Origin of the sequence: Bacillus sp. DTU_2020_1000418_1_SI_GHA_SEK_038 (genome assembly GCF_032341175.1) — a bacterium.
Lineage (GTDB): Bacteria > Bacillota > Bacilli > Bacillales > Cytobacillaceae > Cytobacillus.
Map to the genome: position 1 here is coordinate 1397241 of NZ_CP135435.1, position 17269 is coordinate 1414509.

19 protein-coding genes are annotated in these 17269 nt (G+C 36.4%); 13 read left to right on the forward strand and 6 right to left on the reverse strand.

Annotated elements, in window-relative coordinates; all coding sequences use genetic code 11:
* Both RRV45_RS06900 and RRV45_RS06905 read left to right on the forward strand, forming a co-directional pair.
* Entirely contained in the window at positions 1-642 is a 642-nt protein-coding gene (locus RRV45_RS06900) for a response regulator transcription factor (RefSeq protein WP_315668062.1), read from the forward strand.
* 199 nt (positions 643-841) lie between these two features.
* On the forward strand, positions 842-1369 hold the full coding sequence (locus RRV45_RS06905; RefSeq protein ID WP_315668063.1) for an NADPH-dependent FMN reductase: 528 nt from the start codon (positions 842-844) through the stop codon (positions 1367-1369).
* A 116-nt stretch (positions 1370-1485) separates the two neighbouring features.
* On the opposite strand, the gene RRV45_RS06910 is transcribed toward RRV45_RS06905, so the two are convergent.
* A complete protein-coding gene (locus RRV45_RS06910) occupies positions 1486-1737 on the reverse strand; it encodes a YhdB family protein (RefSeq protein ID WP_315668064.1) in 252 nt (83 codons plus the stop codon).
* Positions 1738-1959: 222 nt separating this feature from the next.
* Here RRV45_RS06910 and RRV45_RS06915 point away from each other — a divergent pair, with 222 nt between their 5' ends.
* The 7 genes from RRV45_RS06915 (at position 1960) to RRV45_RS06945 (ending at position 8235) form a co-directional block, all read left to right on the forward strand.
* Positions 1960-2271, forward strand: coding sequence for a DUF3889 domain-containing protein (locus RRV45_RS06915; protein ID WP_315668065.1), 312 nt, complete (start codon positions 1960-1962; stop codon positions 2269-2271).
* Between the two features lie 119 nt (positions 2272-2390).
* On the forward strand, positions 2391-3083 hold the full coding sequence (locus tag RRV45_RS06920) for a response regulator transcription factor (protein WP_410489339.1): 693 nt from the start codon (positions 2391-2393) through the stop codon (positions 3081-3083).
* Positions 3080-4432: a sensor histidine kinase gene (locus RRV45_RS06925; RefSeq protein ID WP_315668067.1), complete on the forward strand. Its 1353-nt coding sequence runs from the start codon at positions 3080-3082 to the stop codon at positions 4430-4432. Before RRV45_RS06920 ends, RRV45_RS06925 begins: the two co-directional genes overlap by 4 nt.
* Before the next feature lie 78 nt (positions 4433-4510).
* A complete protein-coding gene (locus RRV45_RS06930) occupies positions 4511-5245 on the forward strand; it encodes a PepSY domain-containing protein (protein WP_315668068.1) in 735 nt (244 codons plus the stop codon).
* A gap of 100 nt (positions 5246-5345) precedes the next feature.
* The gene (locus tag RRV45_RS06935) at positions 5346-6011 is read left to right on the forward strand and encodes a PepSY domain-containing protein (RefSeq protein WP_315668069.1); all 666 of its coding nucleotides are present in this window, start codon (positions 5346-5348) and stop codon (positions 6009-6011) included.
* A gap of 111 nt (positions 6012-6122) precedes the next feature.
* On the forward strand, positions 6123-7538 hold the full coding sequence (locus tag RRV45_RS06940; protein WP_315668070.1) for a SpoVR family protein: 1416 nt from the start codon (positions 6123-6125) through the stop codon (positions 7536-7538).
* Between the two features lie 163 nt (positions 7539-7701).
* Positions 7702-8235 carry a hypothetical protein gene (locus RRV45_RS06945; protein WP_315668071.1) on the forward strand — a complete coding sequence of 178 codons (534 nt, stop codon included), beginning with the start codon at positions 7702-7704 and terminating at the stop codon, positions 8233-8235.
* 28 nt (positions 8236-8263) lie between these two features.
* Here RRV45_RS06945 and RRV45_RS06950 read toward each other — a convergent pair whose 3' ends face one another.
* A complete protein-coding gene (locus tag RRV45_RS06950; protein ID WP_315668072.1) occupies positions 8264-9157 on the reverse strand; it encodes a YitT family protein in 894 nt (297 codons plus the stop codon).
* A gap of 224 nt (positions 9158-9381) precedes the next feature.
* On the opposite strand from RRV45_RS06950, the gene RRV45_RS06955 reads away from it, so the two are divergent.
* A complete protein-coding gene (locus RRV45_RS06955) occupies positions 9382-9777 on the forward strand; it encodes a response regulator transcription factor (RefSeq protein WP_315668073.1) in 396 nt (131 codons plus the stop codon).
* Positions 9770-10702: a hypothetical protein gene (locus RRV45_RS06960; protein WP_315668074.1), complete on the forward strand. Its 933-nt coding sequence runs from the start codon at positions 9770-9772 to the stop codon at positions 10700-10702. Before RRV45_RS06955 ends, RRV45_RS06960 begins: the two co-directional genes overlap by 8 nt.
* Before the next feature lie 114 nt (positions 10703-10816).
* On the opposite strand, the gene RRV45_RS06965 is transcribed toward RRV45_RS06960, so the two are convergent.
* Entirely contained in the window at positions 10817-11455 is a 639-nt protein-coding gene (locus tag RRV45_RS06965; protein WP_315668075.1) for a hypothetical protein, read from the reverse strand.
* Between the two features lie 178 nt (positions 11456-11633).
* On the opposite strand from RRV45_RS06965, the gene RRV45_RS06970 reads away from it, so the two are divergent.
* Both RRV45_RS06970 and RRV45_RS06975 read left to right on the forward strand, forming a co-directional pair.
* Positions 11634-12335 carry a response regulator transcription factor gene (locus RRV45_RS06970; RefSeq protein WP_315668076.1) on the forward strand — a complete coding sequence of 234 codons (702 nt, stop codon included), beginning with the start codon at positions 11634-11636 and terminating at the stop codon, positions 12333-12335.
* Positions 12325-13731 (forward strand): HAMP domain-containing sensor histidine kinase, encoded by a 1407-nt coding sequence (locus RRV45_RS06975; protein ID WP_315668077.1) that lies wholly within the window; start codon positions 12325-12327, stop codon positions 13729-13731. The genes RRV45_RS06970 and RRV45_RS06975 overlap by 11 nt, the downstream gene beginning before the upstream one ends.
* Before the next feature lie 52 nt (positions 13732-13783).
* Here the strand turns inward: RRV45_RS06975 and RRV45_RS06980 are convergent, their stop codons facing one another.
* The 3 genes from RRV45_RS06980 to RRV45_RS06990 form a co-directional block, all read right to left on the reverse strand.
* The gene (locus RRV45_RS06980) at positions 13784-15127 is read right to left on the reverse strand and encodes a hemolysin family protein (protein WP_315668078.1); all 1344 of its coding nucleotides are present in this window, start codon (positions 15125-15127) and stop codon (positions 13784-13786) included.
* Between the two features lie 64 nt (positions 15128-15191).
* Entirely contained in the window at positions 15192-15593 is a 402-nt protein-coding gene (locus tag RRV45_RS06985) for a MerR family transcriptional regulator (RefSeq protein ID WP_315668955.1), read from the reverse strand.
* A gap of 257 nt (positions 15594-15850) precedes the next feature.
* Positions 15851-17152 (reverse strand): hemolysin family protein, encoded by a 1302-nt coding sequence (locus tag RRV45_RS06990; RefSeq protein WP_315668080.1) that lies wholly within the window; start codon positions 17150-17152, stop codon positions 15851-15853.
* Positions 17153-17269: the final 117 nt, after the last annotated feature.

Below are 17269 nucleotides of genomic sequence, written 5' to 3' on the forward strand. Positions count from 1 at the left end.
ATGGCCATACGTGTTCTTATCGCCGATGATCACCATGTTGTCAGGCGAGGACTCGTTTTTTTTCTTAAAACACAGGCGGAAATTGATATCGTTGGCGAGGCTAAGAATGGAAAAGAGGCAATTGACTTAGCAGCAAAACTTTGTCCAGATATTGTGTTAATGGATTTAGAGATGCCTGTTTTAAACGGAATTGAGGCAACTCGTGAAATAAAAAAACAATATCCAGAAATTAAGGTCATGATGTTAACAAGCTTTTCCGATCAAGATCATGTCATACCGGCAATTGAAGCTGGTGCTTCTGGTTATCAATTAAAAGATATAGAACCAGATGAGCTTGTCAAAGCCATTTTTCAATTAATGAGCGGTGAAAATCAGCTGCATCCAAAAGCAACCACTCATCTATTATCTCATTTATCAGGAAAAAGTCATTCCGAAAAAAGAGCTGTTGATGAGCTGACAAAAAGAGAAATCGAAGTCCTGCAGGAAATTGCAAAGGGAAAAAGCAATAAGGAAATTGCTGCTGAACTTTTCATTACGGAAAAAACAGTTAAGACTCATGTATCTAATCTTCTATCTAAGCTTGAACTTGCCGATAGAACTCAAGCTGCTCTCTATGCAGTAAGAAATGGTATATTCAAATAATGCTGTCTTAAGAAATTTATCAGCCCATCAATAGCCAAATGGGTTTGTAGTTGTGACTAAAGTTGGAGTCTATATTGTTTTCTTCATAAGTAATGGCAGAAAAAATAAATCTTACCGCTGATGAAAAAGTACAATCTCTCCCCTATAGTTGAATGAATATAAACGATAGCGAAAAATGACGTAAAAAGGAGAGATCCATTTGAAATTGACGATTATAAATGGCAGCCCAAGAAAAAAAGGAAGAACAGGGATTGCCTCAAGATATATTGCGAAAAAATACGGCGCTGACCTTATTGATTTAAGTAAATGCGAGCTGCCTTTATATAACGGAGAGGAGTCACAGCATCAAATTCCTGCCGTTAAAGCATTGCGAGAAAATCTGTCAGCATCTGATGGCATTATTTTGGCGTCACCTGAGTACCATAGTGGAATGAGTGGGGCGCTTAAAAATGCGCTTGATTTCCTTGGAAGTGAACAGTTTGCTAATAAACCTGTCGCATTACTTGTAGCAGCAGGAGGCGGAAAGGGCGGAATAAATGCCCTAAGCAATATGAGAATTGTTGGCAGAGGAGTATATGCAAATGTGATCCCTCGTCAGTTAGTTTTAGATCCGCACTGCTTTGACTATGATAACGATTGGCTACATGAAGAGCCAGCGAAACTCGTTGATCAATTAATGAATGAGCTAAAAATGTATACGAATATGTATGTCCAAATGAAGGGTTAATAGGTAAAGGATAACTGTTCAATCATACGATTTAATAAAAGCACTATATTCAGCATAAATAGAAGTAGTAAAAAAACACGGTTTGAAACCGTGTTTTTTTGATGGTGGTGGAATTCTTATGGTAACTGGTAAACCTCGTTTTGCAATTCAAAAGCAGAATAGGCATTAGCATGGTCGATGTATCGAAGTAAAGAATATAGATGTTTCTCGATAACGGAATAGTCTTTTTCAAAGTTGTACGCATGAAGAAAGTATTCGATCTTTTTAGAAAGAAAGTGATCTTCCGTTCTAACCATCAATATTAACAAATTATCCCATTCAGAGCGATGTGTATAATATAACGCTCGGTCATAATCTAATTTATTCATTTGTCCATCTCCTTCATCTTAAGGAGTTGACTTTAGCTTATGTTTATGTAATTAAAAATTACACTGTAAATGTTGGACATCTTGATTTTATAGGGTTTTCAACTTTTTCCTGCATACAAAAGAATCATTAAGGAACTGTAAATTAATTTCTAATCTGGCCACATAAATAATGAAAAAACACAAACAATAGGAAAAATTGATTTAAGTGCAGGAGGACAAGTGATGAAAAAGCTTTTCTGTATGATGTTTACTGTCAGTTTATTTTTGAACGCTCACAACTTAGCATTTGCTCAAAATGATTATGAAAAGTATGGACGAATTGCTACTGCAGTTGTTAAAGAGGATTACCCTGGTGAAGAGGTTGTTGATTATCAATATGCCGGCAGGAAGAAGCTCTCAGAAACAGATGTCATGGACTCCTTTATTTTTGAGGTGAAAGAAAATAATCAGCTCAAAAAAGTAACAGTCAATATTTCACATAGCTTAAAAAACAATAGGCTTTTACAACTTACAGTAGACGAGCAGAAGGGATAAGAGGGCATACTAGCTCCTTATCCCTTCTTTTTTCCTATTTATTCATGATGATAATGAATTACTTGCAGGTTTTTGTTAACCTTGATAAATAAATGGTTATTGAAAAAGGGGAGACTCAATTGAATAAAGAAGCAATATTAGTTATTGAGGATGAAGAGAAAATAGCGAGGCTGCTTGAACTGGAGCTCGAATTTGAAGGTTATAAAGTAACAAAAGCAATGGACGGGATAAAAGGTCTCGAGGAATACCGATCAAATAAATGGGATTTAATATTATTAGATGTCATGCTTCCCGGATTGAGCGGAATTGAAATTTTGCGGCGAATTCGAATAAATGACAGCCATACACCTGTTTTGTTATTAACAGCAAAAGACTCGGTTGAAGATAAAGTTTCAGGGCTTGATTTAGGTGCAAATGATTATATAACGAAACCTTTCCAAATAGAAGAATTGCTAGCAAGGGTTCGTGTCGCATTAAGGCATAAAGCAGCTGAAAAAAAGGAGGAAACCGACTGGCTTACATTAGCGGATTTAAGATTAAATGAAAAAACACGAGAAGTTTTAAGAGGAGAAGATTTCATCGAATTAACTCCTAGAGAATTTGATCTTCTTGCTTATTTGTTAAAAAACAAAATGCAGGTATTAAACCGTGACCAAATTTTAGAAGCCGTATGGGGGTATGACTTTTTTGGCGATACAAATGTAGTGGATGTATATATCCGTTATTTAAGGAAAAAAATTGATTCTCCGGAAAAAGAGCCATTAATTCATACGATCCGCGGTGTTGGCTACGTTCTAAAGGTAATAAAATGAAGCTGAGAAATAAGATTAACCTTAATACTGCAGTCTTGTTTACAATCCTGTTAATATTAATGAATATTTCGATTTATTTTCTATTTAACAATTTACTCATTAATAGTGAACTTGAAACAGCCAGAGAAGAAATGAAAATGACATCCATGACGTTTAATAAATATCTCGAAACGATTCCAGAGAAAGAACTTCTCAGATCTTATCTTCCAGTGGAAGGCATGATTCGAATCGTTAGGCCAGACACAAAGAAGTCTTCAGCTGTTACAACCTTAAATGAAAAAGAATTGAGCAAACAGAAAGTAGAATATTATTCAGGTGAGATTAGCAAGAAAATTAATAAAAATAAGCGCATTTATGCTTTTCATTCTATGCCGATCATTCTCCCAGATGGAAACATCGCAAATCTGCAAATAACTAAGAGCTTGGAAAAATCGATTGAGAATCTCCAAACCCTTAGGCTTGTATTATTCATAGTTACGTTGCTGGCATTAATTCCTGTATTTATTTCGAGCAGGCTGCTAAGCAATCTCTTAATTAATCCAGTAACAAGTATGATTAAAACGATGAGCGAAATTAAGGAAAGCGGTCAATTCAAACGGCTGCCATTAGAAGAAGAATCAAAGGATGAGCTTTATCAAATGGGAGAGACGTTTAATCATATGATTGATTTGCTTGAGACAAATTTTGAAAAACAGAAGCAGTTCGTTTCCAATGCTTCACATGAGCTTAAGACACCTTTAACGGTTATTGAAAGCTATGCAAGCCTTTTGAAAAGAAGAGGCTTGCGGGAGCCTGAGATCTTTAATGAATCCATTGAGGCGATCCTTTCAGAGTCCATTCGTATGAGGGAAATGACCGAGCAATTGTTATTGCTCGCAAAGCATAATGAACAGTGGGATCTCAAGCTAACAAATTTAAATTTATTAGATGTATTGAAACAAACGGTAAAAGGATTTCAAAATGCTTATAATCGTGATGTTGTAATTGAAGTGGAACAATTGACTTCTACCTTTGTTACAACAGATGAGCAAAAACTAAAGCAGTTGCTGTTTATATTTTTAGATAACGCCCGTAAATATAGTGATGACATCATTACCACTTCTGTTGGCGTAGAAAAGAACGAAGCCTATATTAAAATAATTGATCGCGGGATCGGAATTCCTGAAGAAGCATTGCCAAAAATATTTGATCGTTTCTACCGTGTTGATCAAGCGAGGAGCCGTAAAAGTGGTGGTTCAGGCCTAGGACTTTCCCTCGCAAAGGAAATTGCCGAGGCAATAGATGTACGAGTAACGCTTGAAAGCAAAGAAAAAGCTGGAACAACAGTGACTTTAACAATTAATAAATAAAAAATTTCTTTTTCTCATCTTTTTCTCATTTTCATATAGGAAAATGGAAGGAGTATAGAAGGTGAGGTGTTTATACTTATGAAAAACAAACATTTTCTATTGATAATGATGAGCGTTGCAGCAATAGTTATACTTTTGATTGTTATTAAAGCTTTAGGTCCTGTATTGAACCCATCTGCAGAAACTCTATCCAAAAGCGATGCTAAATCTCTCGTAGAGGAAAGATACAATGGACAGGTAACAGAGATAGTCCTAAAGAATAATCACTATGTCATTGAAATGGATAGAGATGAGATGAACTATGAGCTCAAGCTGGATGCTGAAAAAGGGGAGGTTATTTCTTTTACTAAAAAAGGAAATTCTAACGGCGCATCCGATACTTTGGATCCTGAACAAACAGAAATTATCCCTCAGCCAGCAGAGTCCCTAACTGAAAATGAAATTAAGGAGAAAATTCTATTAGAGTATCCTGGTGAGCTCGTTCAATTTATTAAATTAAATGAGCAGGGTAAAAGCCAATATAAAGTTATCGTTCAGGGGAAAGGAAAGAAACACATCTTAAAAGTAGATGCACAAACAGGAGAAATCCTTTTTCACAAGGCGGAAAATAAAGCAACCGTGATCATTACAGAGGAAGAGGCTGTTCAAATTGCTTCAAAGCAAGTAAAGGGTCAAATAAGTGATGTTGATTTAGAAACGGATGACAATTTACATTATTATCTCGTTGAAATTGATACTTCAGATGATCGGGAAGCAACCATCCAAATTCACGCGATAACAGGTGAAGTCATATCTATTACATGGGATGATTAGAATAGACTCACATGATTCTCATCAATTTCTAATCTTCCTATTCTATTCCTCTAATATTGAAGGGCTATATTGTAGATGTACGAAAGAACAAGGAGGAATAATGATGAAGCATAAATTTATTATTGGAGCCGTTTCAGCAGCAGTGATTTTAGGAGGAGCCGTTGCGGCAGGTGCAGCAAAAAATGATTATCCCAAAGCAGAGCTGCAAAACACGAATCAGAAAATGATTACACATGACGAGGCTATTAAGATTGCTTTAACAAAGGCAGAGGGAAATGTAGAAAGTGTTGAATTAGAAAACAAGTTTGGGAAGCGTTATTTTGAAGTGGAAATTGAGAATGGTCATAAAGATGTTGAAATCCGCATTGATGCCATATCAGGTGATGTTCTATCAGTAAAAGAAGATCTAGACGATGATGATCATGATGACGATGATTCTGAGAAAACAGCAAAATCTAGTCAAAAAGGTTCTATTCCTTTTCAAAAAGCAATAGAGATTTCCGAAAAGGAAGTTAGTGGCAAGGTCAAAGACATTGATCGTGATGAGGATGACGATCAACTTATTTATGAAGTTGAACTAAAAACTAATAAGGGTGAAGCTGAGGTAAAGATTAATGCTGTATCTGGGAAGGTATTAGATGTCGAGTATGATGACGATCGCGATGATGATAATGACGATGACGATGACGATGATGATGATGATCGCGATGATGATCACAATGACAAAGACGATGATGATGACGATGATGATGACAGCGATGATTAAGTGAGAAAAAGCGGGAGATTATGCTCTTCCGCTTTTTTTGTTCCAACTCCAATTCATCATTCCGCCTATTTTTTCATAGATTGTGATAAGAACAAAAAGGGGGAATTACAAATGTTGGAAGAGGATCGTAAGCAGCTGTATAACGCCATAGAAGAAATAACAGAAATCGCCAAAGGTTTTGGCTTAGATTATTATCCGATGCGTTATGAAATATGTCCCGCTGATATTATTTATACTTTCGGAGCCTATGGTATGCCAACGCGTTTTTCACACTGGAGCTTTGGCAAGCAGTTTTTCAAAATGAAGCTTCATTATGATCTTGGGCTATCTAAAATTTATGAGCTTGTTATTAATTCAGATCCATGCTACGCCTTTTTGCTCGATTCCAACTCATTAATTCAGAATAAATTAATCGTTGCCCATGTGCTGGCACATTGTGACTTTTTCAAAAACAATATTCGTTTTCAAAATACAAAGCGCGATATGGTTGAAAGCATGGCAGCTACAGCAGAACGGATCAGACAATATGAAATTATGCACGGCAAAAAGGCAGTGGAAACCTTCTTAGATGCTGTTCTAGCCATTGAAGAACATATTGATCCTTCCTTAATGAGACCGAAGCTCCCCTGGAATTTAGATGATGCCGAATACGAAGAAGAAGAACCTATTGCCACCTCCCCGTACGATGATTTATGGAATCTTGATGAAAGAAATAATCGGAAACCTGATAAGATAAAGAAGAAAAAGAAAATCCCGCCACAGCCTGAAAAGGACTTATTGCTATTCATTGAAAGCTATAGCCGTGAGCTTACCGACTGGCAGCGTGATATATTAACGATGATGCGAGAAGAGATGCTCTACTTCTGGCCACAGCTCGAAACAAAAATCATGAATGAAGGCTGGGCATCGTACTGGCATCAGCGTATTCTTAGAGAAATGGATTTAACTAGCTCTGAGGCATTAGAGTTTGCGAAATTAAATGCAGGCGTTGTTCAGCCATCACGCACAAGCATTAACCCATATTATTTAGGATTGAAAATTTTTGAGGATATTGAGGAGAGATATGATAATCCGACAGACAAGATGAAAAAACGTGGGGTAAAGCCTGGTTCTGGAAGGGAGAAAATGTTCGAGGTCCGTGAAATTGAGTCTGACATTTCATTCCTCCGCAATTACTTGACTAAAGATTTAGTGACGAGAGAGGATATGTATCTATTCCAGAAGCAAGGAAAAGATTATAAAGTCGTTGACAAGCAATGGGAGCATGTTCGTGATCAGCTTGTAAGCATGCGTGTAAACGGCGGCTTCCCATATTTAACCGTCAATGATGGTGATTATTTAAAAAATGGCGAGCTTTATTTAAAGCATTGGTTTGAAGGAATAGAGCTAGATCTAAAATATTTAGAAAAGGTCCTGCCTTATGTCCACCAGCTTTGGGGCAGAAGTGTCCATATGGAAACAATCGTTGAAGGCAAGAATATGCTGTTTACGTATGATGGGAAAGGGATTCACCGAAAGTATTTATAATAACTTGAAACAACGACAGGTTGTGACTTGTCGTTGTTCCTTTGTGCCTATTATTTCGTTTTTTCAAAATATACCTCCCATAATGGCTAGTTTGAAACTGTGCTTTTTCCAGAATTGCGAATATTTATGTCGCTTACTGGAAGAATACTGGAGAGGTGAGGAAATGAAAAAATATGCTATTCTTATTGGCCTATCCATGATGATGCTTTTTTCAGTCAGAGCAGTGCCAGTGTTAGCATTAAATTACGAAAAACAGGAACTGGACTGTGCTCAGAAAAAAGATATGAGGAATAAAGCCTTTAATGAAGCGGTAATGGAGGATATTTTTTCGAGCTATGGCCATAAATATGATGAGATAATTGATCAAAGTATGTATATAAATTTTATTGACTTGATGAAATATAGTGTAATTGCTGGTAAAAGAGATGTTCAATTGGAGAGTATAAAGGGGCATATGAGCGGGGAGTCAACTGGGGAAAAAAGAATCTATTTTTTCCACGGAAACCCTAATGAAGCGTATATTTTTTATAAGGATTTGGAAAGTCAAAATATCGCGATTCATTTGGAACGCACCAATAGTGAATGGACTATAAAGGATACGAAAATAAAAAAGGGAAAAAAGATCCCCTTTATCCGTGAAAAATGTGAGGATGATTATTTCATGAAACGGATGTTTAATAATCTCTATCAAAAATAATGAGGTGCCGATAGGGCACCTTTTTCTCTTAATGAATAGCCTTCTTCTTAAACCGTCCGCCACGCACCTCGGTGATATTGGCAATAGCCAAAAAGGCATGTGGATCAATTTCTTCCACAATCGTTTTTAATTTAGCTTCTTCGAGGCGTGTAATGACACAAAAAATGACTTTCTTATCGTCACCTGTATATGCCCCTTCCCCGTTCAAATATGTGACACCACGACCAAGCCTTGCAAGAATAGCATCCCCGACAATCTTGTGGTTTTCTGATATGATCCAAACTGATTTCGATTCGTCTAATCCTTGAATAACGATGTCAATCGTTTTATATGCGATAAAATAGGCGAGAACGGAATACATCGCTCGATTCCAACCAAATACAAAACCCGCTGATGTGAAAATAAAAAGATTAAAGAACATAACAATTTCTCCTACAGAGAAAGGGAACTTCTTATTTACAATAATTGCTAATATTTCGGTCCCATCAAGAGAGCCACCATAGCGTATAACGATTCCGACTCCGGCTCCTAAAATAATCCCTCCAAATACAGTTGCAAGAAGAGGATCCTTAGTAAATACGGGAACATCGTGAAGAAGAGCGGTTGAAACAGAGAGAATAGTAATTCCCAACAGGGTGGATAATGCGAAGGTTTTACCAATCTGTTTATAACCTATATAGAAAAAGGGGATATTCAAAATGAAGATAAATACGCCTAAATTCATCCCGGTGATATGTGAAAGCATGATGGAAATACCGGTAATTCCTCCATCCAAAATTTTGTTCGGAACGAGAAATTCTTCGATTCCTACCCCCATTAATAAAGAGCCAAAACAAATAAAAAAGATAATTTTTACTAATTTTGTTTTAGATAAGCCCTTATGCAACTGTGCCGCGGCCACATTTTCTGTCGAATCGATCATATATTTTCCCCCAATTTAAATAATTCCTACAGCTGAATCATGAAATTTCCATTTTTATTAATTATAACATTTTTTTACTTTATTTAAGTAAGCATGGATTAAAAAATGTCGAAAATGTTACATGAAAAACAGGGATTAAGTAATATATTTTCTATTTAATGAAGGGATATTGTTGTATATTGTAGAACTTTTATCCTATATCTTTAAATCAGGAGTGAGACACAATGGAAAATCATTTAAAAGTGTTAATTTGCGATGATTCTGCCTTAATTAGAAAAAAACTTAGAAATATTTTAGGGGTTTGCCAATGCAAAAATATTGAAGAGGCTCAAAATGGGCTAGAGGCTGTTGAAAAGGCCAATTCCTTTAAGCCTGATCTCATTTTTATGGATATTGTTATGCCTGAAAAAGATGGCATTGAAGCTTTAGAAGAAATAAAAAGGAATCATCCGGCAATGAAAGTAATAATGGCATCCTCAGCAGGCACTCAATCTCATTTGAAAAAAGCACTCGAATGTGGTGCAGATGATTTTATTCAAAAGCCGATTACTCTTGAAGCAATAACATCCATTATTGAAAAAGCGATAAAGGAAGAAAGGGAGGACAATGCTCATGTTTAGTCAATACTTTGGACATTATTTATTAAATAATGGGCTGCTAACAACTGAACAGCTCAAGCATGCGCTAGAACAGCAAAAATCGATCCATGTAAAATTAGGTGTGATTGCAGTCGATAAAGGTTTTCTTACATCTGCACAAGTGGAAGAAATTCATGACAGCCAGAAAAAACAGGACAAGCGATTTGGGGAAATTGCAGTTGACCTTGGATTTTTAACGAACGAGCAGGTCGAGCAAATGCTTGCTGCACAGAAAAACAACCATTTGCTTTTAGCACAAGCTATTGTGGACAACAACTTTATGACGATTGACGAGTTCTCTAATTCATTAAATGAATATAAAAAGTTATATACCTTATCAGATGAACGTTTTGAAGCAATTAAAAACGGTGACATTGATGCAATGGTCAAAAGTCTTTTACATTCATCTGAAAACGAAAAAGATGATTATATTGACTATATTTCATTATTTGTTAAAAATATGATTCGGTTTATTGACGATCAAGTTTATATTGAAGTAAGTCCCGTAAATGGAGAAATCGAAACAGACTGGCTTGTCATGCAGGAAATTCAAGGTGAGGTACCACTGTTAACGGCACTTGCTGCTAGTGAAGAAGTGTTCTTACATATCGCATCCATTTACGCCGAAGAGGAATTGGCAGAAGTTTGCGAACTTGCTCAAGCATCTGTCAGTGAGTTCCTGAATCTTCATAATGGAATATTCCTAGTGAATATGTCTAATAGAGGAATAGAATTAGGAATGGCTCCACAATCCGTTCAGAGTGAGGCAGTTTTCCAATTTGATGAAGACACAAGCTTACATCTGACTGTCCATACTTCTAAAGGTGAATTCCAATTAGTCATTTCGAAGAAGCCTCAGTTAGCTAAAGTTTCTGCTAAGATTCAAGAAACTCCTGCCACTATGTAAGAAAATATGCACCTGAATGAGAATTTATTCTATCACAATGATGGAGAAGCCATAGGGTGATTTAAGTAAAAATAGAAGGCTGCCTATCACTTAGGCAGCCTTGTGCATATTTAGCTAATCCTTAATATCTTCTTTTATTTTCTTCATTAAAGCTTTCTTTTCCGCACGGACTTTTTCTTTATCGATATTAAGGCTATCCTTCATATCCTTAAAGGATAATCCTTCCTGTTTAAGCTTGATCAACTCAGATAAATCCTTATTGCTTACCTTTGCGATGGCTGCACCTACTACAATAAATCGTAATGAAATCCCTTTGTCTACCCAGGAATTAATTTCATCTTCTGTTTTTCCGGAATATTCAGCAACGTTTTCGATTACTTCGTTCTTATGTTCCTGTAAGTATTTTTCCTTATGCTCTTGGTATTGTTCTTTAAGCTTCTTTAAATCAAGCCCATAATGCTCTGCAGTTTTCTCCCAAGAGGAATCATTTTTCTTGTAAACATTTAGGACGTCATCAACTTTTTTATTCGAATATTTAGCGATATGAGCGGCTCTAAGAATCTCGTCTTTTGAATAACCTTGATCCAAAAGGCGGTTAAGATCTCCTTCATTAATAAAATGATGGTGGTGATCTCGCTTAATCTCATGATGCCTGCCGTTTTCAGCATATGTAATTATAGTTGATTGGGCTAGGATGAATCCAAAAACAATTATCCCAAACACCCATTTTTTAAGTAAATCTCTACTTACCATTTTGCATTCTCCTTTTTATTTTTTTGCTCCGTAAATAGTATGTCCGAAATAAGTAAAGAAATGTGGAAAAAATTGGTCCGCCTAATAAAAACTTAGGGATAAGTGAAATTTATTGTAAAATAGGGGAGGGTTCGATTACATTTAAGAAAAGGTATTTACTTGGGAAGGTGCATTTTTGATGAAAATACTCGTTGTTGAAGATAATGAAAGTGTTTGTTCCATGCTGGAGATGTTTTTTATGAAAGAAGGGTATGAGGGTTTTTTTGTTCATAATGGACAAGAAGGTTTTGAGCGGTTTAATAAAGGGAAATGGGATTTAATTATTGTCGATTGGATGCTTCCGATTATGGATGGTGTGACACTTTGCCGAAAAATTCGTGAACTGAGCCAAGTGCCAATTATTATGCTGACAGCCAAGGACAGCGATTCCGATCAGGTTCTGGGTCTTGAAATGGGAGCGGATGATTACGTGACGAAGCCTTTCAGCCCGCTCGCACTGATGGCGAGGATTAAGGCTGTAACAAGACGTTATCAATCTGATGTTATGGAAAAAGAGGAAAGCAATGTCATTACTAGCCAATATTTTAAAATTAGTAAGGATTCACGCGAAGTTTATTTTAACGGGCAGCCACTCCTAAATTTGACACCAAAGGAATTTGATTTGCTTTATTATTTTGTAAAAAATCCGAAGCAGGTTTTTTCACGTGAGCAGTTATTAGATCGTGTATGGGGTTATCAGTTTTATGGAGATGAACGAACGGTGGACGTCCACATTAAACGGTTAAGGAAGAAGATCGGAACTCCTGAGCAGCCATTTATTCAAACGGTATGGGGAATTGGCTATAAATTTGATGAAACGGTAGTCCCGAATGAGGATTAGATTTTTTTATCAGCTATTAATTAGTCATATTAGCATCCTCATTTTGGCTTTCCTCATTTTGAGTTTGTCCTTTTCACAGTTTGTTGAAAGGTATATTTTCCAGAATAAAGTGGAGGAGCTAGAGGCATATGGCGATCAAATCCTAACAGATTTAACGTTAAGGCTTGAGGGGAATGAACAATTTTTAGCCGAGTACAGCCAGCTTCTTAATACTAGACATATTAAATATATTCTGTTTAATTATGAAGGAAAAGTTATCTATCCGAAGCTGCAAAGCACCCCATTAATACAATTGACTGAAAAAGAGTGGACGGAAATATCAAAGGGAAATAAAGTATCTGTTAAGCATGATATTAAACGATTTGGTCAGGAAGTATCACTTGTTGCTGTTCCCTTTATGCAGGGAGATCGTTTAGGCGGGGGAATTCTATTATTGTCGCCCATAACTGGGACGATGAATATGATTGCCCAATTAAATAAATTCTTATTGTATACAATCGTCATCTCTTTATCAGCTTCCATTCTTATTAGTCTTGTATTTTCGAAAAGCTTGATTAGACGGATTAAGGAAATCCGTAATGCGACTTCGATGATATCAGCTGGAAATTATGATGTTCACGTTCCGGAATCATCCATCGATGAGATTGGCCAGCTGGCAAGAGATTTCAATGAAATGGCCGGAAAAATAAAGGAATCCCATGAAGAAATAGAGCGGCTTGAAAATAGACGGAGAAAATTTATAGCGGACGTTTCTCATGAAATGCGGACCCCATTAACAACGATTAGCGGGCTTGCTGAAGGGATAAAGAATCAGTTAATTCCTGAAGATGATATAGAAAGAGGCATGGTATTAATTGACCGTGAAGCGAAAAGACTGATTCGGCTAGTGAACGAAAATCTTGACTACGAAAAAATCCGCTCTAACCAGCTGAAGCTAGATTCGGTTGAAATAAATTTATCCGAAGTGCTTGAAGTAGTGAAAGAGCAGCTTCAAATGCAGGCTCTTGAAAAAAACAATCACATATTGGTCATATGTGAGGCAGGTATTACGGTCATTGCCGATTATGACAGACTCATCCAAATCCTCATAAATATTGTCAAAAATAGTAACCAGTTCACTGAAAGCGGCCAAATTATCCTTAAAGGATTAGCAGAAAAAAAGGAAACGATTATTGAAATCGAGGATACTGGCATTGGAATTGATCCCGAAGAAATAGAGTCCATTTGGCATCGATTTTATAAAGCTGATGTATCTAGAACGGGAGAGTCGTTCGGAGAATTCGGCATCGGCTTATCCATTGTCAAACAGCTTGTTCAGCTGCATCATGGCAGAATAGAAGTGAGCAGCGAAAAAGGGAAAGGTACGAAATTTACAATTTACTTTCCGAAAGGATAATAAGAAAAGGTCAGAATCCACTTGAATGATTGGAATCTGACCTTTTTATTTGTTAGACTACTTGGGTTCCCCTCAAGGGAAGGGGTTGAGTCTTTTCATTTTCATTACGCTTCATGACTTCAATATACTTAATATGATGATCTTCCATGTCGATAATCTTAAAGGCATAGGAATCTAATTCAATAACATCGCCTTGCTTAGCTTCGTAATTCTCTGTTAAAATCCAACCGCCGATTGTATCAACATCCTCGTCATTGATATCTACATTAAGCAAGTCACTAACTTCACTTACAAGCATTTTGGAATCAATGATATAGTGTTCTTCATTGATTTTACGAACCTCTGGCACTTCATCCATATCAAATTCATCACGGATATCACCGACAATTTCCTCGATAATATCTTCTACTGTCACCAGACCGGAAGTTCCGCCATATTCATCCATCAGAATAGCCATATGAATTCTTTCCTTCTGCATTTTAAGAAGAAGATCATGGATTGGAATCGTATCAATTACGCGAATAATTGGGCGTGTATAAGATTCAAGCTTATTGGAAGTGACCTGTCTGTTCTTAATGAGATCCGTCATAACTTCTTTAATATTCACTAATCCGATAATATGGTCTTTATCCCCATCGATTATTGGATAGCGTGTAAATTTCTCTTCATAAACCGTTTGTAAAAAGCTTTCAAGCGTATCATCCTTCGAGAATGAAACGATTTCAGTTCGTGGAACCATGATTTCTTTTGCAATACGGTCGTCAAAATCAAAGATTTTATTTACATACTTAAACTCAGATTGGTTGATTTCGCCGCTTTCATAGCTTTCAGATAAAATGATGCGAAGTTCTTCTTCTGAATGGGCTAATTCGTGTTCAGAAACTGGCTTTAATCCAAATAGTCGCGTTAATAATTGAGCAGATCCATTTAAAGCCCAAATGAAAGGATACATTAACTTGTAGAATAAAATTAATGGTCGTGCGGTTAACAATGTAACCTTTTCAGCTTTTTGAATCGCAAGGGTTTTTGGCGCCAATTCTCCTACAACAACGTGCAAGAAGGTAATAATTCCGAAGGCAATTCCGATTGAAATAATATGTGATGCAGAACTTGGTACGTTCAGTTTTTCAAAAATAGGGTGTAGCATATGTGCAATGGTCGGTTCTCCGAGCCAACCGATTCCAAGAGCTGTAATGGTTATCCCTAATTGGCAAGCTGATAAATACTCATCCAAATTACTAATCACTTTCTTAGCTGGAATTGCACCTTTATTTCCTTCTTCAATTAACTGATCAATCCTTGAACTTCTTATCTTTACGATGGCAAATTCTGAAGCAACAAAAAATGCCGTCAAAGCAATTAAAATGGCTATAATAACCAAGTTTAATATGTCCAAATAAATTCCCTTAGCCCGAATCTTTCGGGTAAGGAGTCACCTCCTGAAATATTAGAAAATAGGGTTAACTTGTCAGGCTTACAAGAGATTTAATTAATGTTGTGCCTTCTGTATTCAGCTTTTTTGAGAGGTCACCCTTTTGATCTTCATCCAAGCAATTGATCAGTGGCAACAGAACAGCAATTTCATTATGAAGCTGCTTTATTTGCTGCGTAACCGCATCAATTTGCCTCTCAACATCTCTTGTATGCATGACCGTTTTTGATTTTAATTCTAGTTTTCTCTTAATCTCATCTAACGGTAAATGCATAGTTTTACATTCTTCAATAAAATGAAGGTCGGATAGAACTTCTTCTGAATACATACGGTAATTAGACTTAGTGCGTTGAGCCTGGATAAGCCCAATGTTTGTATAATAATCTATAGTTCGTTTAGAAATATTTGCAATTTTTGCTATTTCACCAATACGATAAACTGCCCCATCGTATCACCCCATTACAATTAAATAAAGTCAGAGTTTCTAAAAATAAGTGTAACTCCCTAAATTTATTATATGCTAGATAAAACCATACAGTCAAACGTAACAGTTTAATAATTATTTGTTACATTAATTTATTGGGCATTCTAAAGAAATATGTATTCGAATTTTCGGAAAATAAAAAACGAACAGAAAGGAACAGACCGATATTAGGAATAACATTGTTGTTCCTAATGGTCTATTCATCAGTCAGCATTAGCTTTTTTCACTTCAATATAGAGTATATGGTGGCCTTCAATTTCTTTAATAATAAATTGGTATCCATCATGTTCAAGGGCCTCTCCCTGTTCTAAATCGAATTTTTGTGTGAGTATCCAGCCGCCAAGAGTATCGACCTCATCTTCATCAAGAGTCGTACCTAATAAATCATTCGTTTCAGAAATGAGCAGCTTTGCATCTAATATATAATGGTCTTTATCCAGCTTTTGCACGAAAGGAAGTTCATCAGCATCAAACTCATCACGAATTTCACCAACTATTTCCTCTAAAATATCCTCTGCCGTAACTAAACCAGCAGTTCCGCCATATTCATCAAATAATATGGCCATATGAATTCGTTCCTTTTGCATTTTCAACAGCAGATCATGAATAGGGATGGTTTCAATAACTTTTATTACAGGCTTTATATACTGCACTACTGTATTTTCCTCTTTGCATTTTTTTCGAATACAGTCGGTTAATATTTCTTTCACGTTAATATGTCCAAGAATGGTATCTTTGTCTCCACCCGTGATCGGATACCTTGTATACCTTTCATTCATGATGACATCAAGGACTTCAGAAAGCGTAGCATTCTCATCTAAGCTGACGATTTCAGTTCGAGGGACCATAATCTCCTTTGCGATGCGATTGTCAAATTCGAAAATATTATTTACGTATTTATATTCTGACTGGTTGATTTCACCGCTCTTCAGGCTTTCAGAAAGGATAATCCGCAATTCTTCTTCAGAGTGGGCAATTTCATGCTCAGAAACAGGCTTTAAACCAAACAGGCTAGTTACAAATCTTGCCGAGTGATTAAGGGTCCAAATAAAAGGGAATAAAATTTTGTAAAACCAAATTAAAGGCTGGGCGAAAGATAGAGTAACGGCTTCAGCTTTTTGAATGGCAACTGTTTTTGGTGCCAGCTCTCCTATAACTACATGTAAGAAGGTGACAACTGAAAAGGCGATGACAAACGAAAGAACCTTATTAAGGGAAGGCTGTAAATTAAGCTGCTCAAAGATGGGTTCTAACATTTTTGCGATAGTTGGCTCACCAAGCCAGCCGAGGCCTAAGGCGGTTATGGTAATTCCAAGCTGACATGCAGATAAGTATTCATCGAGATTGGCGGTTACTTTTTTTGCAGCGTTTGCTTTCGGATTGCCCTCTGCAATTAGTTGGTCAATACGGGATGAACGAACCTTTACCATGGCAAATTCAGATGCAACAAAAAAAGCAGTTAAGGCAATTAATAAAAATAGCAGGAAAAGATTAAGTATCATCATTAAAGTCCTCACAAAGGTTGTAAGGAGCGTTCACCTCCTGTGAAGTTTACTTTTCCCGAAATGATCTTTTTTTATTTTAATTAATACCATTTCAACTCTATAAACAAACATTTTTGT